This is a genomic window from Streptomyces sp. NPDC058375 (assembly GCF_042723425.1).
GTDB lineage: Bacteria > Actinomycetota > Actinomycetes > Streptomycetales > Streptomycetaceae > Streptomyces > Streptomyces durocortorensis.
The window spans coordinates 17,235-37,452 of record NZ_JBHXJG010000001.1 but is presented as its reverse complement, the minus strand read 5'-3'; the positions used below and the strand labels follow the sequence as shown (position 1 = coordinate 37,452).

At 73.6% G+C, this 20,218-nt stretch carries 15 protein-coding genes; 7 read left to right on the top strand and 8 right to left on the bottom strand.

The annotated features are described in order from the left end of the window. Nucleotides 1–126: 126 nt before the first annotated feature. The 3 genes from ACFWM7_RS00155 to ACFWM7_RS00145 all read right to left on the bottom strand — a co-directional run bounded on the left by ACFWM7_RS00155 (nt 127) and on the right by ACFWM7_RS00145 (nt 3,587). Complete coding sequence (locus tag ACFWM7_RS00155; RefSeq protein WP_383253386.1) at nt 127–1,380, bottom strand: Cmx/CmrA family chloramphenicol efflux MFS transporter; 1,254 nt, start codon at nt 1,378–1,380, stop codon at nt 127–129. Nucleotides 1,381–1,500: 120 nt separating this feature from the next. Next, a complete protein-coding gene (locus ACFWM7_RS00150) occupies nt 1,501–2,736 on the bottom strand; it encodes a PQQ-binding-like beta-propeller repeat protein (RefSeq protein WP_383253234.1) in 1,236 nt (411 codons plus the stop codon). A 176-nt stretch (nt 2,737–2,912) separates the two neighbouring features. Further along, nucleotides 2,913–3,587, bottom strand: coding sequence for a hypothetical protein (locus tag ACFWM7_RS00145; protein ID WP_383253232.1), 675 nt, complete (start codon nt 3,585–3,587; stop codon nt 2,913–2,915). Between the two features lie 117 nt (nt 3,588–3,704). Between ACFWM7_RS00145 and ACFWM7_RS00140 the strand changes: the two genes are divergently transcribed. The 3 genes from ACFWM7_RS00140 (at nt 3,705) to ACFWM7_RS00130 (ending at nt 6,288) form a co-directional block, all read left to right on the top strand. Continuing rightward, a complete protein-coding gene (locus ACFWM7_RS00140; protein ID WP_383253384.1) occupies nt 3,705–4,454 on the top strand; it encodes a LamB/YcsF family protein in 750 nt (249 codons plus the stop codon). A 107-nt stretch (nt 4,455–4,561) separates the two neighbouring features. Further along, nucleotides 4,562–5,392, top strand: a complete 831-nt coding sequence (locus tag ACFWM7_RS00135) for an allophanate hydrolase subunit 1 (RefSeq protein ID WP_383253382.1) — start codon at nt 4,562–4,564, stop codon at nt 5,390–5,392. After that, entirely contained in the window at nt 5,389–6,288 is a 900-nt protein-coding gene (locus tag ACFWM7_RS00130; RefSeq protein WP_383253230.1) for a biotin-dependent carboxyltransferase family protein, read from the top strand. Before ACFWM7_RS00135 ends, ACFWM7_RS00130 begins: the two co-directional genes overlap by 4 nt. A gap of 52 nt (nt 6,289–6,340) precedes the next feature. Here the strand turns inward: ACFWM7_RS00130 and ACFWM7_RS00125 are convergent, their stop codons facing one another. After that, the gene (locus ACFWM7_RS00125; protein WP_383253227.1) at nt 6,341–8,707 is read right to left on the bottom strand and encodes a heavy metal translocating P-type ATPase; all 2,367 of its coding nucleotides are present in this window, start codon (nt 8,705–8,707) and stop codon (nt 6,341–6,343) included. Nucleotides 8,708–9,001: 294 nt separating this feature from the next. Between ACFWM7_RS00125 and ACFWM7_RS00120 the strand changes: the two genes are divergently transcribed. Next, on the top strand, nt 9,002–9,691 hold the full coding sequence (locus ACFWM7_RS00120; protein ID WP_383253225.1) for a copper homeostasis protein CutC: 690 nt from the start codon (nt 9,002–9,004) through the stop codon (nt 9,689–9,691). A 44-nt stretch (nt 9,692–9,735) separates the two neighbouring features. Here the strand turns inward: ACFWM7_RS00120 and ACFWM7_RS00115 are convergent, their stop codons facing one another. Further along, on the bottom strand, nt 9,736–11,865 hold the full coding sequence (locus ACFWM7_RS00115; protein ID WP_383253223.1) for a HelD family protein: 2,130 nt from the start codon (nt 11,863–11,865) through the stop codon (nt 9,736–9,738). Between the two features lie 430 nt (nt 11,866–12,295). Here ACFWM7_RS00115 and ACFWM7_RS00110 point away from each other — a divergent pair, with 430 nt between their 5' ends. After that, nucleotides 12,296–12,484 carry a hypothetical protein gene (locus tag ACFWM7_RS00110; protein ID WP_383253222.1) on the top strand — a complete coding sequence of 63 codons (189 nt, stop codon included), beginning with the start codon at nt 12,296–12,298 and terminating at the stop codon, nt 12,482–12,484. 25 nt (nt 12,485–12,509) lie between these two features. Here the strand turns inward: ACFWM7_RS00110 and ACFWM7_RS00105 are convergent, their stop codons facing one another. Continuing rightward, nucleotides 12,510–14,153: a DNA repair helicase XPB gene (locus tag ACFWM7_RS00105; protein ID WP_383253220.1), complete on the bottom strand. Its 1,644-nt coding sequence runs from the start codon at nt 14,151–14,153 to the stop codon at nt 12,510–12,512. Nucleotides 14,154–14,517: 364 nt separating this feature from the next. On the opposite strand from ACFWM7_RS00105, the gene ACFWM7_RS00100 reads away from it, so the two are divergent. Continuing rightward, nucleotides 14,518–15,519 (top strand): hypothetical protein, encoded by a 1,002-nt coding sequence (locus tag ACFWM7_RS00100; protein WP_383253218.1) that lies wholly within the window; start codon nt 14,518–14,520, stop codon nt 15,517–15,519. 49 nt (nt 15,520–15,568) lie between these two features. Here ACFWM7_RS00100 and ACFWM7_RS00095 read toward each other — a convergent pair whose 3' ends face one another. Next, a complete protein-coding gene (locus ACFWM7_RS00095) occupies nt 15,569–16,321 on the bottom strand; it encodes a YqjF family protein (protein WP_383253217.1) in 753 nt (250 codons plus the stop codon). 1,021 nt (nt 16,322–17,342) lie between these two features. Here ACFWM7_RS00095 and ACFWM7_RS00090 point away from each other — a divergent pair. Beyond that, entirely contained in the window at nt 17,343–17,633 is a 291-nt protein-coding gene (locus tag ACFWM7_RS00090; RefSeq protein WP_383253215.1) for a hypothetical protein, read from the top strand. A gap of 104 nt (nt 17,634–17,737) precedes the next feature. Here the strand turns inward: ACFWM7_RS00090 and ACFWM7_RS00085 are convergent, their stop codons facing one another. Further along, nucleotides 17,738–20,212, bottom strand: a complete 2,475-nt coding sequence (locus tag ACFWM7_RS00085) for a helicase C-terminal domain-containing protein (protein ID WP_383253214.1) — start codon at nt 20,210–20,212, stop codon at nt 17,738–17,740. Nucleotides 20,213–20,218: the final 6 nt, after the last annotated feature.

Genomic DNA, 20,218 nt, shown 5'->3' with positions numbered 1-20,218 from the left:
TCGGCAGACCCGACGGGTATCGGCCGGGCGGCGGCCGAAAGCGGTTCGGTGGGCCCCGAGCTACGGAGTCCGGTTCGGTGGGCCCCGAGCTACGGAGTCCGGTTCGGTAGGCCCGGAGTTACGGAGTCACGCGCCCGTCGACGGGACGGAATCGGCTCGCGCCGTGCGCCCGGCGCCCGCCGTCGTGCTCTTCGCGATGAGCCGCGACCGCGACCGGCCGGTCCCGCCTTCGCCGCCGCCGCGCTGGAGGTGCAGCGCCACGCCCACCGCCGCCAGGGCCAGGGCCGTCATCGCCGCGCCCGCCCAGGCCGTGGAGGCGAAGCCGAAGTCCAGGTCGATCACCGTGCCTCCGAGCCACGGGCCGCTCGTGTTGCCCAGGTTGAACGCGGCCGTCGTGGTGGCTCCGGCCAGCGTCGGGGCGGCCCCGGCCACGTTGAACATCCGGGCGTTCAGCGCGGGGGCCGTGAAGAAGGCGGACAGGCCCAGCAGGAACGCCAGCGCGATCACCGCCACCTGGCTGGAGGCGAACAGGGCCAGCGCCGCCAGGAACACCGTGGACGCCGTGATGCCGCTGAGCAGCACCCCGAAGAGGTGCGCGTCCGCGACCCGGCCGCCGATCATCGTGCCGATCAGCGCGCCCACCCCGAACAGGCCGAGGATCCACGGCACCCAGCCCGAGTCCAGGCCCGCCACGTCCGTCAGCAGCGGCGCCAGATAGCTGAACGCGCAGAACACCCCGCCCGCCGCGAGCGCGGTGATCACGATGGCCAGCCAGACCTGCCGGTCCCGGTAGATCGCCAGCTCCCGCTTCAGCTCGGGCTTCTTCTCCGGCAGCGGGATGTGCGGGATGCGTGTCACGACGCCGACCAGGGCGACCGCCGAGGCCGCGCCCACCGCCCAGAACGCCGAACGCCAGCCGAGGTGCTCGCCGAGGAACGCCCCCAGCGGCACGCCCAGCACGTTGGCGACGGACAGCCCGCCGATCATCACGGCCATCGCCCGCGCCCGCTGGTTCACCGGCACCATCGCGATGGCCACGGCCGCGCCGACCGCCCAGAAACCCGCGCAGGCCAGCGCGCTCACGATGCGGGAGGCGAAGAGGATCTCGTACGTCGGGGCCAGCGCACCGGCGATCTGGCCGAGGCCGAACACCGAGATCAGCGCGATCAGCGTGGTGCGGCGGGGCAGCCGGAGCGTGGCGACGGCCAGCAGCGGGGCGCCGACCACCATGCCGATCGCGAACGCGGATATGAGGAGCCCGGCCTGCGGGATCGACACGTTCATGTCGTCGGCGATCGGCGGGAGCAGGCCCGACAGCATGAACTCGCTGGTGCCGAGTGCGAAGACCGAGAGGCCGAGAATGTATACGGCCAGGGGCATGGGTGCGCGGCGGGCGGGAGAGTCGGGCATGACTCGTCCCAACGCCGGAGAACGCATCCGCATTCCCCGGCGCCGGGAGGAGGGCCCGCCTGTTCACACCCCTGTCACGTAAGTCACCTGTCACACGGGCAGGGCGTGGAGCTTCTTGCCGTGCAGGGCGTAGACGCGCTTCCCGTCGGTGGCCACCAGCCAGGCGTGGTGGTCGCCGGACTTGTCGTTGAACGTCCAGCGCAGGCCGCCCGTCTTCGCGTCGAAGGCGTGGATCCCGCCCTGCGGGTCCAGGTCGGTGGCCCCGTAGAGCGTGCCGCCCGCCGTGACGAACTGCCGGGGCACCTGGGCGCTCGCGTCCTTGAGGGCCGTGGACTGCCAGACCTTCTTTCCGGTCCCCGGCTGGAGGGCCCACAGCGTGCGGCCGCTGTCCGCGATGTACAGCACGTCCTCCACGAGGCTCGGCTCCCGGAACAGGGCGAACTCCTCAGCCTCCACGGACCACTTCTCGGCCCCGTCGGACAGCGCGAAGGCCTGGAGCCGCTGCCCCTGCGGGACGATCACCAGATCCTGGTGGACGACGAACGGCCCGTAACTCGTCTTCGTCGTCTTCTGCGTCCACACCTGCCGGCCGGTGGCGGTGTCGCGGACCGTGAGGTTGTTCTTGAAGTCGGTGTAGACGAGATGGCGGCCCTGTACGGCGGCGTGGATGCCGTTCTGCTGGGTGCCGAGGTCGCGCTGTTCCTTCCAGGCGACCTTGCCCGTGGTGCTGTTCAGCGCGGCGATCACGTTGGTGCGGGAGGAGTTGTCTGCCTCCAGGATCTCGGCGATGACGTACACCTGCTCCCCGTCCACCGCGATCGGCCTCGGCTGCCGGTACTCCTTGCCGAGGTGGCTGCGCCAGGACTCCTTGCCGGAACCCGGTACGTAACCGATGACGCTGCCGTCGTACTTGCCGCTGGCCAGATACAGGGTGCCGTCGCCGAGCAGCAGCGGCGCACCGGGCACCGCGCCGCCGGGCAGCGACCACCGCTCCTCGCCCGTCGCGCCGTCGAGGGCCGCCAGCGGATCGCCGCTCGCGATCACCACGCCGTCGACGGTCACCAGCTCGTCGTTGTCCCCGTACGTCTGCGCGGAGACCGACTTCGTCCACAGCGGCGCGGGGGCCCCGCCGCCCTCGGGCGCCTTTCCTTCCTCGGGGGAAGCGCTGGGCGGCGGCGGCGTGCTGCCCTCGCCGCCGGTCGCGCTCTCGTCCTCGCAGCCGGTCAGTCCGGCTCCCAGCGCCGCCATGGTGAGGCCGCCCCCGGCCAGGCGCAGCATTCGCCGCCGGGAAGTTCTGCCGACCGTCGTGCCGTATCCCTTGGACATTTCGCGGTACCCCCGTGGAGTTCGTATGAGCGGAAACATGAAAGAGCTGCGTTTGCAGAGTGTGTGCATCTGCGATGCGAGACGTTAGCGGTCGCCGGGCTTCACCGGTCGGGCGAGGGCCTGACCGGGACGACACCGTGAACGAACCGGAACATTCGCGGGGACGGGACGCGTGGTCAGGCCGTGCCGGACGAGGTCAGCAGTTCCAGCTCCGTCGCCAGGTTGTGCCGGGCCCGCGCCTCCCACTCCGCCGCGCCGTGCGGGGTACGGAACAGCCGTGGCAGGCCGAGGAGTTGCCGCAGCACCGCCGCCCGGCCCGCCCGGAACGCCTCGTCCGGCACGAAGCCGTACTCCTCCCGGACCCGGGCCGCGTACGTCCCGTACTCCTGCGGCCCGCTCGCCAGGACCGCGAGGTCGGCGTCGCACAGCACCTCGCCGTTGCGGTCGCCGTCCACCGGGTCGTGCGTGACGGTGAGCCGGACCAGCCGGGCCACCTCCGCCGTCACCGCCTCCGGCACCCCCGCCTCGGGCAGCGCACGCTCGGCGAGGGCGGCGCTGCGCTCCTCGTTCTCGCTCCGGTCGGGCCGGTACACCGCGTCGTGGAACCAGGCGGCGAGGCGTACCGCGTGCACGTCGTCGGCGTACCCGGCCAGGGCGTCGATGCCGTCCAGGACGGCGGTCAGGTGGGCCGTCGTGTGGTAGCGGCGCTGCGGCTCGGCCCAGCGGGCGAGGAGGTTCTCGGCGTACGGCAGGGGGTCGGGTCCGTCCGCCCCGGCGCGCGCGGCCAGCAGTGTGTCGTGCCAGCGCTGCCGGAGGCCGGGGTCGTAGGGCAGGCGTGGGCTGTCCGTCATGGGACGACTCTAGGACGTACGGGTCAAGACCGGCGGTGCGCGGGGCCCGCAGGCCCGCCACTCGCCGGACCGGCCCTTGTCGCGCCGCTGAACGGTCATTACCGTGCGCCCGTGACGATGGATCTCAACGCGGACCTCGGCGAGGGCTTCGGCGCCTGGACCCTGACCGACGACGACGCGCTCCTCGCCGTCGTCACGAGCGCCAACGTGGCCTGCGGCTTCCACGCGGGCGACGCCTCCGTGATGCGGCGGGTCTGCGACACGGCGGCGGCCGGCGGGGTACGGATCGGGGCGCAGGTCTCCTACCGGGACCTGGCCGGGTTCGGGCGGCGGCCGATGGACGTGCCGTCCGCCGAGCTGACCGCCGAGATCGCCTACCAGATAGGCGCGTTGCGGGTCTTCGCGGAGGCCGCCGGGTCCTCCGTCAGTTACGTCAAACCGCACGGCGCGCTCTACAACCGGGCCGTCCGGGACGACGACCAGGCCGCCGCCGTCGTCGCGGGCGTCCGGCTCGCGGGCGGCGACCTGGCCGTGCTCGGACTGCCCGGATCCCGGCTGCTCGCCCACGCGGCCGACGCCGGACTGCCCGCCGTCGAGGAGGCCTTCGCCGACCGCGCGTACACCCCGGAGGGCACCCTCGTCCCGCGCGGTGAGCCGGGCGCGGTGGTGCACGACCCGGACGAGGTCGTCCGCCGGAGCGTCGGCATGGCCGTCGAGCGCGCGGTGACCGGGGCGGACGGCAGCCGGATACCGGTCTCGGCGCGCTCGCTCTGCGTCCACGGGGACACCCCGGGCGCGGCGGCCCTCGCCCGCCGGGTCCGGGCCGCGCTGGAGGAAGCGGGCGTCGCGGTACGGGCGTTCGCGTGACCGGCCCGGACGGTACGGGGGAGGCCCCCACGTCGCCGGGGGAGGCCGCCACGTCTTCGGCGGAGGCGGCCACGTTTCCGGCGGGGGCGGCCGCGTTCTCGGGCGAGGTGCGCGTTCTGCCCGCCGGGCCGCACGCGCTGCTGGTCGAGCTGGCCGACGGCGAGCACGCCGAGGCCTTCCACGCCGAACTGCTGCGCCGCCGCGAGCACGGCCGGATCCCCGCCGTACGCGACATCGTCCCGGCCGCCCGTACCGTCCTGCTCGACGGGATTGCGGAGCGCACGCCCGGCGCGCGGGACCGGTTCGCCCGCGAGCTCGCCTCGTGGCGGGTGGAGCCGCCGCACCGCGAGGGCCGCGACCCGGTGGAGATCCCCGTGGTCTACGACGGCCCCGACCTGGGCGAGGTCGCGGCGCTCTGGGGCGTGCCGGTCGCAGAGGTGGCCGCCCTCCACTCCCGTACCGCGTTCAGGGTGGCGTTCTGCGGGTTCGCCCCCGGGTTCGGCTATCTCACCGGGCTGCCCGAGCGGTTGCACGTGCCCCGGCGCACGACCCCGCGCACCCGGGTGCCGGCCGGGGCGGTGGCCCTCGCCGGGCCCTACACGGGGGTGTACCCGCGCCCTTCGCCCGGCGGCTGGCAGATCGTCGGGCGGATGCCGGACCCGGGGGCCCTGTGGGATCCGGCCCGGGAGCCGGCGGCGCTGCTCGTGCCGGGGACGCCGGTGAGGTTCGTGGCGGTGGAGGCGGTGGGGGCCGCGCCGGCGGACGGCGGGAGCATCGCTCCCGCCACCACGGCGATGACGGACGGCGGGGCGGGCGCGGTGCCGGCTCCCGGGGAGGACGGCGGGGCGGGCGCGGTGCCGGCTCCCCGGGCGGGCCAGCCCAGCGGGGGCGAGCCGCAGGATCCCCGGGCCGGCGGCGGAGGCAAGGAGCGCGCATGACGTCCGCACCGCCCCCCGGGGCCGCCGCCCGCCTGCACGTCGTACGCCCCGGAGCCCTGACCACCGTGCAGGACGCGGGCCGCCCCGGCTGGGCGCACCTCGGGGTCGGCCGGGCCGGGGCGCTGGACGGGCCCGCCGCCCGGCTGGCCAACCGGCTGGTGGGCAACCCGCCGGACGCCGCCGTCCTGGAGACGACCCTCACCGGGTGCGCGGTCCGCCCGGACCGGCCGGTCGTGGCCGTCGTCGGCGGGGCGGGCTGCCGGGTGACGGTCGACGGGCGGCCGGTGGCGTGGGGCGCGCCGGCACAGGTGCCCGCGGGCGCGGTGCTGGACGCGGGCCCCGCCGGGACCGGACTCCGGAGCTACCTGGCGTTCGCGGGCGGCCTGGCGCCGGACCCGGTGCTGGGCAGCCGCTCGGCTGACCTCCTCTCGGGGCTCGGGCCCGCCCCGCTCGGCGAGGGCGACGAACTCCCCCTGGGCGAACCGGCGTCGGACGCTCCGCCACCGCCCGCTGGTCCCGTCCCCTGGCCGGGCGTCCCCGCAGAGCTGGTGCTCCCGGTCCATCCCGGCCCCCGCCACGACTGGTTCACCGATGCCGCGCTCCGTACGCTCCTCACCGCCGCCTACCGGGTCTCGTCGCAGAGCAACCGCATCGGCCTGCGCACGGACGGCCCGCCGCTGGAGCGGTCCCGTACGGAGGAACTGCCCAGCGAGGGGATGGTGTTGGGCGCGATCCAGGTGCCGCCGGACGGCCGGCCCGTCGTCTTCCTCAACGACCATCCGACGACCGGCGGTTACCCGGTCGTCGGTGTCGTCCCCGAACGGGCCCTCGCCGCGGCGGCGCAGGCGGTGCCGGGAACCCGGCTGCGTTTCGTACGCGGCTCAGGACGCGCCTGAGCGCGGCGGGACCGAAAGGGTTCCCGCCGCGCCCGGCCCCGAGCCCCGGGCCTCACACGCCCTTGAAGGTGCGCAGCCGCAGGGAGTTGCCGACCACGAAGACGGAGGAGAAGGCCATCGCGGCCCCGGCGATCATCGGGTTGAGGAGCCCGGCGGCGGCCAGCGGGAGGGCGCCGACGTTGTAGGCGAAGGCCCAGAAGAGATTGGTGCGGATGGTGGAGAGAGTGCGGCGGGAGAGGCGGATCGCGTCGGCGGCGGCGTTGAGGTCGCCGCGGACGAGGGTCAGGTCCCCGGCCTCGATGGCGGCGTCGGTGCCGGTGCCCATCGCGAGGCCCAGGTCGGCCTGGGCGAGGGCGGCGGCGTCGTTGACCCCGTCCCCGACCATCGCGACCGAACGTCCTTGGCTCTGAAGGCGCTTGACCACGTCGACCTTGTCCTGCGGCATGACCTCCGCGTACACCTCGTCGATGCCGACCTCCGCCGCGACCGACTCCGCCACGGCCCGGTTGTCGCCGGTGAGGAGGATCGGGGCGAGGCCGAGGGCGCGCAGCCGGCGGACGGCCTCGGCGCTCGTGTCCTTCACCGCGTCGGCGACCTCCAGCACCGCCCGCGCCTCGCCGTCCCAGGCGACGGCGATCGCGGTGCGCCCGGCCGCCTCGGCTGCCTGCTTCGCCTCGGCGAGGGGAGCGGGCAGCCGGATCTCCCACTCGGCCAGGAGCTGTTCGCGTCCCACGAGGACGGCGTGCCCTTCGACGATGCCCTGGACGCCGAGTCCGGGGACGTTGGTGAAGTCCTCGGGGGTGGGGAGCGGGCCGACGGCGTCGGTCGCGGCGACGGCGACGGCCTGGGCGATGGGATGCTCGGAGGCGTTCTCCAACGCACCGGCCAGCCGCAGCACTTCGGCTTCGGTGGTGGTTCCGGGGGCGGTGTGGGTGGCCTGGAGGGTCATGCGGCCGGTGGTGACGGTGCCGGTCTTGTCGAGAACGATGGTGTCGGCGCGGCGGGTGGTCTCCAGGACCTCAGGACCCTTGATGAGGATGCCGAGTTGGGCTCCGCGTCCGGTGCCGACCATGAGGGCGGTGGGGGTGGCGAGGCCGAGGGCGCAGGGGCAGGCGATGATGAGGACGGCGACGGCCGCGGTGAAGGCGGCGGTGAGTCCGGCGCCGTTGCCGAGCCAGAAGCCGAGGGCGGCGAGGGCGAGGGTGATGACGACGGGGACGAAGACGGCGGAGATGCGGTCGGCGAGGCGTTGTGCGGAGGCTTTGCCGTTCTGGGCGTCTTCGACGAGGCGGGCCATGCGGGCGAGTTGGGTGTCGGCTCCGACGCGGGTGGCTTCGACGACGAGGCGGCCGCCGGCGTTGAGGGTGGCGCCGGTGACGGTGTCGCCGACAGCGACCTCCACGGGCACGGACTCTCCCGTCAGCATGGACGCGTCCACGGCGGAGGATCCCTCGACCACCGTCCCGTCCGTCGCGATCTTCTCCCCCGGACGCACCAGGAAACGGTCCCCGACCTGCAACGCTGCGGTCGAGATCGTCGACTCGACGCCGTCGCGCAGAACCGTGACCTCCTTCGCCCCCAGCTCCATCAGCGCCCTCAGCGCCGCCCCGGCCTTCCGCTTCGAGCGGGCTTCGAAGAAGCGCCCGGCGAGGATGAACGCCGTCACCCCGGCCGCCGCCTCCAGGTAGATGTTCCCGGCGCCGTCGCTGCGGGCGATCGTGAACTCGAAGGGATGCGTCATCCCGGCCATGCCCGCGGTCCCGAAGAACAGCGCCCACACCGACCACAGGAACGCGGCCGACGTGCCGACGGAGATCAGCGTGTCCATCGTCGCCGCGCCGTGCTTCGCGTTGGTCCAGGCGGCACGGTGGAACGGCCAGGCGGCGTAGGTGACGACCGGGGCGGCCAAGGTCAGGGAGAGCCACTGCCAGTAATCGAACTGGAGCGCCGGGACCATCGCCATCGCGATCACCGGTACGGCGAGGAGGACGGCGGTGATCAGGCGCTGGCGCAGGGTGGTGAGCCCGTCGTCGTCCGCGCTCGGTCCCGCGCCCTGCCCCGCGCCCCGGTCCGCGCTTCGGTCCGTGCTCCGGTCCGTGGCGCCGCTCCCCGGTGGGGCAGCGGCGGCGGACGCGGGTGGGGCGGGCGGAGCCGGCGGCCGGGCGGTGTAGCCGGTGGCCTCGACGGTCGCGATCAGATCCTCGACGGAGACGTCGGCGCCCAGGTAGGTGACCTTCGCCTTCTCGGTGGCGTAGTTCACCGTGGCCTCGACGCCGTCCATCCGGTTGAGCTTCTTCTCGATTCGGGCCGCGCACGAGGCGCAGGTCATCCCGCCGATCGCGAGCTCGACCGCGGCGGTGCCGGCGTCGGAGCCGGAGCCGGAAGCGGTGGTAGCGGTGGTGGCGGAGTGCGCGGACACGAGGTCCTCCCTGAAGCCGTCCGAATACCCCTAGGGGGTATCTTCTTCTCTCTCCATGTATACCCCCCGCCCCTATGAAGTGCAAGGTGTGACGGGAGGGGGGTGGGGGAGAGGTGGAGGGGGAGTCGGAGGAGAGTCGGGGGAGAGTCGGAGGTGTGGGTCACTCGTCTGCGGGGTCGGCTCGCGCGTCACCGCGGCCATGCGTTGAGATAGAGGGCTGCGCTGTCCGTCTACCGACCCGTAGGCTGGCCATTGGACTAGACCTGTAGCTGTGCATCGGAGGAATGAGGACCCATGAGCAACCGTGCAGTCCTGGAGGTGATCGCTCTCGACGCGGAGGACGCGGTCGCTGCCCAGGCCGGTGGTGCAGACCGCCTCGAACTGGTCACCGACATGGCCGCCGACGGTCTGACACCGTCCCGGGAGACCTTCGCGGCGATCAGGTCCGCCGTCGACATCCCGCTGCGCGTGATGCTCAGGGTGGCGGACGGGTTCGCCGCCGGTGACATCGAGGTACTGGTCGGCAAGGCCCACGAGATGCGGGAGGCGGGGGCCGACGAGTTCGTATTCGGCTTCCTCGACGAGGAGGGCCACGCCGACCTCGTCGCCGTCGAGCGGCTCGTCGCCGAGCTGGACGGCTGCCGGTGGACGTTCCATCGGGCGATCGACCGGGCCGCCGACCGTGACGCCCTGCGCAAGCAACTCGCGGACCTGCCCGGCCTCGACACGTTCCTCACGGCGGGCTCGCCGGACGGGGTGGACGCCGGCATCCCGGCCCTCCTGGCCGAGGCGGCCCGTACCGGCGAGCCGGGTTACCAGGCGCAGATCCTGGTCGGCGGCGGTCTCCACCTGCACCACCTGCCCCGGCTGCGGGCGGCGGGGATCGACGCGGTCCACATCGGCGGCGCGGCCCGCCCCCGGGGCTGGTCGGCCCCGGTCGAGGCGGCAGCCGTACGGGAGTGGCGCGAGGCGCTGGACGCCTGAGGGCTGACGGGGTGCGGGACCGGACAGTCCCGCACCCGAGGGCCCTACGCCTGAACCAGCACCTCCGGCAACGGCGCCGCGTGCAGCACGGTCAGCCCCGACACCGCACGGGTCAGCGCCACGTACAGCCGCCGCAGCCCGGTCCGCTCGTCCGGCTCGCCGTCCACCACGGCGGCGGGCTCGTCCAGCACCACGTAGTCGTACTCCAGGCCCTTCGCCAGAGACGCGGGCACCAGCGTCAGCCGGGACGCGGCGGTGGTCTCCTCCCCGGGAGACAGGTACGCGTGCCCTGCCGCCTCCAGCGCCGCGCCCAGCACCGGGATCCGGGCGTCGGCGGCGATGAGCCCGATCGACCCCTCGTTACGCAACGACTCCTCGCAGGCGGCGACGACAGCCGCGTCCAGACCTGCCAACCCGCCCGCCACCTCCCGTACGGCCAACGACCCCGGCGACTCCCGCACCGACTCCACCGCCGCGAGCCCCGGCGAGATCGCGGGCAGCAGCCGGGAGGCGTACGCGATGACCTCGCGCGGCACGCGGAAACCGGCGGTCAGCTCCTCCACCACCGCGTCCGCCTTGCCCAGGTGGAACAGCGCCTCGCCCCAGCTCTCCGTGGACCACGGGGTCGTCCCCTGCGCCAGGTCGCCGAGGACGGTCGCCGAACCGGTCGAGCAGCGCCGCCCCACCGCCCGGTACTGCATGGGGGACAGGTCCTGCGCCTCGTCGAGCACGACATGGCCGAGCGAGTGCGTACGGGCGATGAGGTCACCGGCCTCGTCGATGAGCACCGCATCCGCCGCCGACCACTTCGCGGACTTCACACTGCGGGCGGGCTTCGCCCACAGGAGCCGCTTCTGCTCCTCCTCGCTCAGCAGCCCCTCCGCGTGCGCGGCCAGGAACTCCGCGTCGGACAGCAGCCGCAGCACCAGCTTCGCCGGATCCACTGCGGGCCAGATCGCCTTCACGGCCGCCTTCACCGCCGGATTCCGGGCCACGGCGTTCTGCACCCGGTCGTCGGGAGCCTCCCCGGCCTCCTCCATCCGTACGAGGACGGCGTGCGCGATCCGCTGCGGCAGCGCCTCGTGCGCCGCCCCGTACCGCATGTCGCGGGCCAGCAGCTCGTCGACCATCTCCTGGATCTCGTACGCGGGCACGCGCCAGCGCCGGGAGCCGCGCACCACGACGACGGGCTCGGTGGGGGCGGTGACATGGGAGCGGATGGCCCGCCGCAGCACCTCGGCCATGCGGCCGTCGCCCTTGACGACGGCGGTGGCCGCCTCGTCCTCGCCCCGCACCTCGACGCCGGTGCGCACCAGGTCGTCGACGGTGGCCTGCTTCACCTCCAGCTCACCGAGGGCGGGCAGCACCTGCTCGATGTAGTGGAGGAAGGAACGGTTCGGCCCGATGACGAGGGTGCCGGTGCGGGCGAGCCGCTCGCGGTGCGCGTACAGCAGGTACGCCACCCGGTGCAGGCCGACGGCGGTCTTCCCGGTGCCGGGCCCGCCCTGCACGCAGACCGTCCCGCCGAGACCGCTCCGTACGATCTCGTCCTGCTCGGGCTGGATGGTGGCGACGATGTCGCGCATCGGGCCGACGCGCGGCCGCTCGATCTCCGCCTGGAGGAGCCGGCTGGTCTGCTCGGCCCCGGGGCCGTCCTGGGCGGGGTCGGTGAGGTGCTCGTCCTCGTACGCGGTCAGCTCGCCGCCCGTGTAACCGAAGCGGCGGCGCAGCCCCACGTCCTGGGGGCTGGTGCGGGACGCCTGGTAGTACGGCTGGGAGACCGGCGCACGCCAGTCGATGACCATGGGATCCCCGGCGGCGTCGTGGACGTGCCGGCGGCCGATGTAGAACCGCTCGCCGTCCGCGCCCTCGGCCGGCTCGCCGCCGACGGCGTGCAGATAGTCGAGGCGGCCGAAGAACAGCGGGGTGTGCGAGAGATCGGCGAGCGCCTTGATGCGGTCGTCGACCTGGGACTGGAGCACGGCGGCGTTGACCCAGTTCGCGGTGACATCGCGGATGTCGAGGGCCTGGACGTCCTCGCGCATCCCGCGCAGGGCGGCGCGGGACGCGGCGAGATGGGCACGCTCGTGCGCCAGGGGGTCGGTGCCGCCGGTGGGGTCGGTGGTGCCGGTGGGCTCGGGGGTGGAATCGCTTTCTGCTACGTGCGCGGGCACGGTGTTGCCTCCGGCTCTTCAACGCAGGACGGCGGACCGCGCCGGTGCCGGCTGAAGCCGGAGCAGGGCGGTCCGCTCGGAAGGTTGGTTCGCGTGGGTGTCGGCCGGTTTCCGTCCGGCCGGCGGCGCTCCCCCGGCTGCCGGCAGCGAAGGCCGGTACCACGGTGCGGGAGGCGGGCAGACCGGCGATTGTAGCCACAGGGCGGCGTACGGTCGAAACGAATTACGGGGCTCCGCCGCGCAGGGGACCGTACGCGGGCTGACCGTACGCGGGCTGACCGTACGCGGGCTCCACCTGAGGGGGCGGGTCCAAGGGGCACCCGTAGGGGATGCCGGGCCCCCGCATGGCACCGCAGACCTACACGCCCGCTCACCGGCTTCCGTCTGCGGGCCGACGCGCCCGAACGGGTGACAGGAGCACCATGGATACATGAGCACAGCCACCCTGAACCCACGCAGGACCGGCCCCGCGCACGGCGCGACCGCGGTGACCGGTGACCACCGACCCCACCGCGTCGGAGACGCGCTGCGCGCCGTGAAGGTGTTCGTGACGACGGCGTTCGGCGTCGTCGTCCTGGGGGAGTACGCGGAAGAGGCGGGCGTACGGCGGGCCCGCTGAGGACCCGCCGCAGCCGTTCCGTTCCTCAGCTCTCCGCGAGCAGCTCGTCCGCGTCGACGATGCGGTACGCGTACCCCTGCTCGGCCAGGAACCGCTGGCGGTGCGCCGCGAAGTCCTGGTCGATGGTGTCGCGGGCGACGACCGAGTAGAACCGGGCCTCGTGCCCGTCGGCCTTCGGCCGCAGGACGCGGCCGAGACGCTGCGCCTCCTCCTGGCGCGACCCGAAGGTGCCGGAGACCTGGATGGCGACGGTCGCCTCGGGCAGGTCGATGGAGAAGTTGGCGACCTTGGAGACGACGAGCACGCTGATCTCGCCCTGCCGGAACGCGTCGAAGAGCTTCTCGCGCTGGGCGTTGCTGGTCTCGCCCTTGATGACGGGCGCGTCCAGGTGTTCCCCCAGCTCGTCGAGCTGGTCGATGTACTGCCCGATGACGAGGGTCTGCTCCCCCTGGTGCTTGCGCACCAGCGCCTCGGTCACCTTCCGCTTGGTGGCGGTGGTGGCGCAGAACCGGTACTTCTCCTCCGTCTCGGCGGTGGCGTAGGCGAGCCGCTCGGAGTCGGTGAGGTTGACGCGGACCTCGACGCAGTCGGCGGGCGCGATGTAGCCCTGCGCCTCGATCTCCTTCCAGGGGGCGTCGAACCGTTTGGGCCCGATGAGCGAGAACACATCCGACTCCCGCCCGTCCTCCCGTACGAGGGTTGCGGTGAGCCCGAGCCGCCGCCGGGCCTGGAGGTCGGCGGTGAACTTGAAGACGGGGGCGGGCAGCAGGTGCACCTCGTCGTAGACGACGAGACCCCAGTCGCGGGAGTCGAAGAGTTCGAGGTGCGGGTAGATGCCCTTACGCCGGGTCGTCAGCACCTGGTAGGTGGCGATGGTGACCGGCCGGATCTCCTTCCGCGTCCCGCTGTACTCCCCGATCTCGTCCTCGGTCAGCGAGGTCCGCTTCACCAGCTCGTGCTTCCACTGCCGGGCGGAGACGGTGTTGGTGACGAGGATGAGCGTGGTGGCCTTGGCCTCGGCCATGGCACCGGCGCCGACGAGCGTCTTGCCCGCCCCGCAGGGGAGCACCACAACCCCCGACCCACCGTGCCAGAACCCCTCCACGGCCTGCTTCTGGTACGGCCGCAGGGCCCAGCCGTCCTCGGCCAGCTCGATCGGATGGGCCTCGCCGTCGACGTAACCGGCGAGGTCCTCGGCGGGCCACCCCAGCTTGAGCAGCGTCTGCTTGACCTGCCCGCGCTCGGAGGGGTGCACGGCGACGGTGTCCGGGTCGATCCGGGCCCCGACCAGCGGCTGGACCTTCTTCGACCGGAGGATCTCCTCCAGCACGGGCCGGTCGGTGGTGGTGAGCACGAGCCCGTGCACGGGGTGCTTGGACAGGGTGAGCCGCCCGTACCGCGCCATCGTCTCGGCGATGTCGACCAGGAGCGCGTGCGGCACGGGGTAGCGGGAGAACTCGACCAGGGCGTCGACGACCTGCTCGGCGTCGTGCCCGGCGGCACGGGCGTTCCACAGCCCGAGCGGGGTGACCCGGTACGTGTGGATGTGCTCGGGCGCACGCTCCAGCTCCGCGAACGGCGCGATGGCACGACGGCAGGCGTCCGCCAGGTCGTGGTCGACTTCGAGGAGCAGCGTCTTGTCGCTCTGGACGATGAGGGGTCCGGTCACGCGCTTCGGCCCTTTCTGCGGGGTACGGCCACGGCAGCGGCCAAACGTCCAGTGTGCCGCATCGGGCGGCGGGGCGGGGTGGGCGGATGCGCCTGGGCCGGTGCATGCCGGCGGAGCCGACCCGCGGCGACCGGCATGCCTCCGGCCGCGGACCGGCTCACCTCATGATCCGCCGCAGAGGTTCCGGGTCAGCTTCATCAGCCGCTTCCGGGCCTCGGTGTCGCATCCAGCCTTGCAGCGCCGCACCGGAATACCGGGGAGTGTGCTGACACTGGTGTTCCCACCACCACGCAACCCCGGTGGATGGGTGGCTGATACAAAGAGGTGGCGTGCCGGCAGGGCGCCGGTACGGGGGAGGACACACGTGTCTCAGCCGTACGACGAGCAGCCGCCGACGCCGCAAGGGCAGCCGCAACCGTCGCAGCCGGCGCCGCCATCGGGCCGGCAGCAGCCCTTCGGCACCCCGCCGCCGATGCCGCCGGGGCCGCCGCAGCCCGGACACGGCCCGCCGGAGCAGGGGCAGCAGCCGGTGGCCGGACCTGGCCAGCAGCAGCCGGTGGCCGGGAATCCGTATGCGCAGCCGGTCCAGGGTGGCCAGCCGCAGGGGTACGGATACGGCGGCGCGCAGCCTTCTCCGTACGGGAACGAGCAGCCCTCTCCGTACGGGAACGGCGGCCAGGCACCGCCCCACGGCCCCCACGGCCCGTACGGGTTCCCCGGGGCCGGCGCCGGAGCGGGTGGCTTCCCGCCGCAACCGGGCCCGCCCGCCCCGCGGAAGAAGACGGCGCTCATCGCGGTCGCCGCCGTGCTGGCCGTGGCGGTCGTCGGCGGCGGGGTGTGGTTCGCCGTGAGCCAGGGGGACGACAGCGGTGGCGACGACGCCAAGTCGCCCACGTCCGTGGGGACTCCGAGCGCGACCGGGTCCGGGACCGACGGGAGCGCCGGGGAGAGCCCGGAGGCGACGGACCCGTCGACGGACCCGGCCGGGGAGCCGTCCGTCTCACCGCCTGCCCGCTCGGACAACCCGTTGGTGCCCCAGCCCACCGGCACCGGGCTCCAGGCGGTGTGGAAGATGCCGGACTCCACGATGCTCGGGCTCGGCGAGGCGTACACCGACGAGCCCGCGAGGATCAACGCGATCCTGAGCATCCGCGACGGGCTGGAGTGCAAGGGCCGCTGGCAGGAGGACGAGAGCGGCGACTTCCTGGAGATGGCTCTGCTGTGCGAGGAGGACGGCGTCCGGGTCGCGAGCAAGGACCGGGTCGGCAACCTGCGGCAGAACGGCGACACGCTGACCGTCACGTGGAAGAAGGGCGCCACGGGGACGGACACGTTCGAGAGGTTCTCGGACATGGACGCGGGCTGACGACCGCGCAGGCGTAGGCGTACGAGCCCGGGGCAGGCCCGTCCGGGCCTCAGGCTCCGCGCCGCTGGGGCCCGAACCGCACCGGGACGCCCGGGGAGTAGAGCACGCTCAACGGCTCCCCGCCCGGCGCGGGCAGCCCGCCCGCCGCGACCAGGTCCTCGTCGCACTCGAGCAGCTCGGCCCGGTGGAGGGGCCAGCGGGGATGGGCATTGGGCAGATAGGCGGTCCGGCCGAAGAACGAGGTGTGCAGGGCCCAGCGGGCGGTCAGGAAGTGCTCCAGGGGCGTGGGTTCGTCAATCGCGTCACCCGTCCGCAACACGATCCTGCTTCCCGCCCCACGCGGACCGGGCCACCGGCGCCTGCTCGTGTACGTGAGGGTGTCGCCGGACCGCTCGACGCCCATCCGGGACCACACGTACGGTAACCGGACCGCGGCCCGCGCCACGAGGACGGGGACGAGCCGGGAGGCGTCGAACGACCGGAAGACGACAGCGCGCCGACCGCGTTCGTCCACGGAGTACAGCCGGACGTTGGTCTCGGGAAAGCTCCCGAGGTACGGAATCCCCGGCAGCCCGAGCACCCCCACCCGGTACATCCGGAACGCCACCAGACCCACGTACGTCGTCGCCCCGTCGAACGTGTCCGGCACGGTCCCCCGCGGCAGCAGCGGCGCCACGTCCGCCGGGTCGACCGCCCAGTGCAGGAACGCCAGATCCAGCCAGGACTGCGTGAGCAGCGGAGGCATCGGCGCGGTGGGCGGGGCGGGCGACACGGGTTCGGGGGTGCGGCGGGCGATGGACATGTTCGCAGCATTGCAGACGGGTACGACGGCTGGGCCGGAACGATGGAGTGCTCGTGTGCTGCATCATGAGCAGCGCCTCCGGTTCGGCCGGCGCGACGAACCGGACCTCTGTGCCCTCCCCGGAGGTAACCGGCGAACCACCGGTTGCTCGGGCGGTGAAACAGGTGTCGAACTGCCGCCGGACTTCTCCGACGCTGTACTCGATGAGATGGCTCCGTAGAGAGGACCCCCGACGAACTGCGCGGGTTCTGAGGCGGGGCGCCTCAGGACTTCATGACTCGCAGGACCGCCTCGGCCCGGGGCGCACCTGGCGGCCGAAGCGCACCGGAACATAGGGACCGGTCGCGAGGCGTCGAGCGACCGGAAGACCACCCAGCGCCCGGCAAGGTGCTGCGAACCGCGCCTCGACGCCCTGATGGAACTGGTGTCCAAGGTGACGTGATCTCGATGCCTACCACGGGGGGAGCAGGGCACGATCAAGCTCGCCAACACGCTCGACAACGTGGCGCATTCCGGTCATGAGCCGTGACCCCCAGACGGCGACCGGTTACCTCGACCCGGTGGCGGACGGCGACAAGAACCGCCTGGAGTACCTGCTGACGAAGCGCGACTGGGACACCGCCAACACCGTGGACTGGCGCGGCAACCTTGAGATCCCCGGCAAGGACACCTTCGACAAGGACATCCGGGCCGGACTGGGCCTCGCCCTCGAAGCCGCCGCCACGGGGCGCCCGCCGGACTCGCCGGGCGAGGAGCTCGGCCGCCACACCGAGGCCGAGGCCCGCATCATGCACGACACGATCAACCTGCTCGACTACGGCGACGCCGAGGGCAAGGAGGCCGGGCGCAGCGTCCAAGTCGGTGACGGATGTCGCCAAGAGCGAGGCCCAGCAGAGCTATTCCGCCGGCCGCGGCATCACCATCGACGCGCTCAAGCCGAAGGTCGCCGCCGCTGCCGGGTGCTCCAACGAGCTCCTGGGCCTGCGACCTCTACCGGTCCGGCGGTCAGGACGAGCCCCGGTTGTCGTTCGGTTCCAGCTTCGACCCGAACATCGTCAACGAACGTCTCAAGACAAGCGTCGGTTTCGAGGACCTGCCGGACGGCACGGGTGTGGTGGACGGAAACAGCCGGGCCATTCTGGAGTGCGGAGGCAAGGAGCTCTACCTCGGCGTGCGCTGGGACCATCGCTACCTGAAACCGTTGAACCGCTCGGATCCGTCGGACTCGGCCCCCCGAGACGTCTTCCAGGCCTTCCTCGACGCCGCCGGAAAGCAACACGGCTGCCCCTCCGTGGAGCTCCCGTCCGACTGACCTGTCCCATGCCGCCCGAGGCTGTTCCCACGTCACTCACAGGCCGGGAAACGGTGGCTCTGCTGAAAGCAGCTCGACACGCGTGAGGCAGGGGCGCCCCGCGCCTACCCCTTCCCGTCCTCCGCCAGTTCCGCCACCCCCGTGATCCGGTGCAGCGGGTACGTGCGGACCTCGTCGGCCGTGTGGTCGTAGGCCGTGACGAAGCCGCCCTCCACGCGGACCGGGGCGATCACGCGTTGGCTGGCCGCGCCGTCCGCGTTGACGTAGCCGATCCAGACCGCGGAGCCCGTCATCGCGGCCGCCTGGACCGTGGCCAGGGTCTCGGCCGGGGTGGTGCGGGGGAGGGTGTCGGAGGGGGTGGGGCCCGTGGTGCCCTCCGGTGGTTCCTTGCGGACGACCGTGGCGGCCGTGTCGCCGGCGCGGATGGCCCGGACCGCCGCGCCGAGGAGGGTGTCGTCCGGGGTCGGCGGGCCTTCGGGGACCGGGACCGGGGGTGTGCGGGGCGGGGTGCGGCGGGCGCCGGCGCGGGTGATCAGGACGTCGCCCTCGGCGGATTCGGCGGCCGGGGCGTACCCCATGTCGCGCAGGGCTTCGAGGAGGGAGCCGGGGTCGGACTGGGAGGCCAGGACCGTGGGGGCCAGGCGGCGCAGGCGTAGGCCCGTGGAGCGGCGGTCGGCCAGGATCTCGTTGAGGACCGCCTCGTCGTCGCAGCGTACGTACGCGGACGCCGCCCCGATCCGCAGGTGGCCGTGGCGGCGGGCCACGTCGTCGATGAGGTAGCTCAGCGGCTGCGGCACCGGCGTACGGCTGTGCGCGGCCAGGAACGCGTGCAGGTCGGCCGCCGCCTGCCCGGCGTCCAGGGCGCGGCGCACCGAGCCGGGCGTGAAGCGGTACACCGTCGCCCCGCCCTTGGACTCGACGTCGGCCAGGACGGAGAGGGTCTCCGCGAGGGGGCGTTCCAACGGGCCAGGCGCCACCGCCGTCAGGTCGGCCTGGAGCAGGACGTGGTCCAGGGGGTCGGGGATCAGCGGGGCGAGCAGGGCCGCCCCCGCCTCCTCACCCTCCTCCAGCAGCGCGCGGGCCTGCGCGGAGAGCGCGCCCCGGCCCGTGATGCCCAGCAGCTCCGCCTCGTTGAGCGTCCACAGGGCCAGGCGGGAGCGGAGGTCCGCCCCCTCCGTCGAGGTGGTGGACGTGGTCGTTCCGCCGCGCAACGGGCGTTCCCAGCGCAGCCGTCGCAGCAGCGACTCGGCGTCCGGCGCGGTGCCCGGCGGGAGTTCGGAGAAGAGGGAGAGGACCCGGCGGCGTACGTCGGGGGCGGCCGAGCGGTCCAGCTCCGGTCCGAGCGTGGACAGAGCCCGGCCCTTGGCGTCCTGGCCGCCGACCAGGCCCGGGGTCCGGGTGGCGGCGAGCCAGGCGGTCGCCAGGTGCGTCCAGCGGTCCTCGGCGGACAGGTCGAGCCACTCGTCGGACGCGGGCGTCGGCGCGTACCGCTCGTCGGTCTCCCCGTCGGAGGCCAACAGGCCCGCTCCGTAGGCGAGTTCGATCCAGAACGCGGCGATCGGCTCGGTCACGTCGAGGGCGGTCGCGGCGCGCTTCAGCTCCCGTACGCTCAGGCCGCCCGCGCGCAGGATCGTGGGCCCGCCGCCGTTCCAGAGCTTCAGCAGCTCCTCGATCGTGGACAGCGCCGTGAACGCCTGGCCCGCCGCCGCCCTGTCCACAGCCTGTGGATCGCGTTCGGCGGCCGCCGCGACGACCGGGGGGACCGGTTCGGGCGTCCGGTGCGCGCGCCCGGCGCGCAGGTGGAGCGCCGCCTCGCGCGGCAGCACCACCGTGCGGGTGGACACCGGCAGCAACAGGCCCCGGTCGCGCAGCCACTTCACGGGGGGAGTCGGGTTGGGCGTGACCTCCCCGTACGGCGGCCCCCACACCAGCCGGTCCAGCACCGACAGCGCCTCCACCGGGGCCGTGTCCAGCAGCTCCGCCATCCGCGTCCGGTCCGTGAAGAGAGCGGACAGCGCGGCCACCGCCGAGACCGGGTCGTGCGTCGCGGGCAGCCCCGTCGCCGCCAGGATCTCCTGGAGGCGGCCCGGCGACATGCCCGCCGTCGCCTCGGTGACCGTGGGGCCCAGGCCGGTGGGGGAGTGGTGCTGCGGGGACGGGGCGAGCAGTTCGCGGGCGGTGCGCACCAGCCTCAGCCGGTCGTCCTCGCCCCAGACCAGGGCCTGTTCACGCAGGGTCGTCAGAGCCGTCGGCAGCGCGGCGGTGATCGCCGCGCCCGCGTCGTCGCGCTGGTCGCCGTCGTCCAGGCCGTCGCCGGTCAGCAGGGAGAGCAGCGTGTCGTACGGGGCCGGGTCCGGGGCCACCGCCAGCGCCTCGGCGGTCTGCAGCGCGAACCGGTCCAGATGCTCCAGCGCGCGGACGACGGACGCCCGGGTACCGGCCCGCGTGGCGAGCTGCGTGATGTCGTTCGGCACCGGATTGAGGAGGTCGGGGCGGGCACGCAGCAGCCCGGCCAGCGATTCGTCGCCCCGGGCGCGCAGGGCTTCGGCGAGCGTGCGCGGTGGTGTGGTCGTCCCCATCCGTCC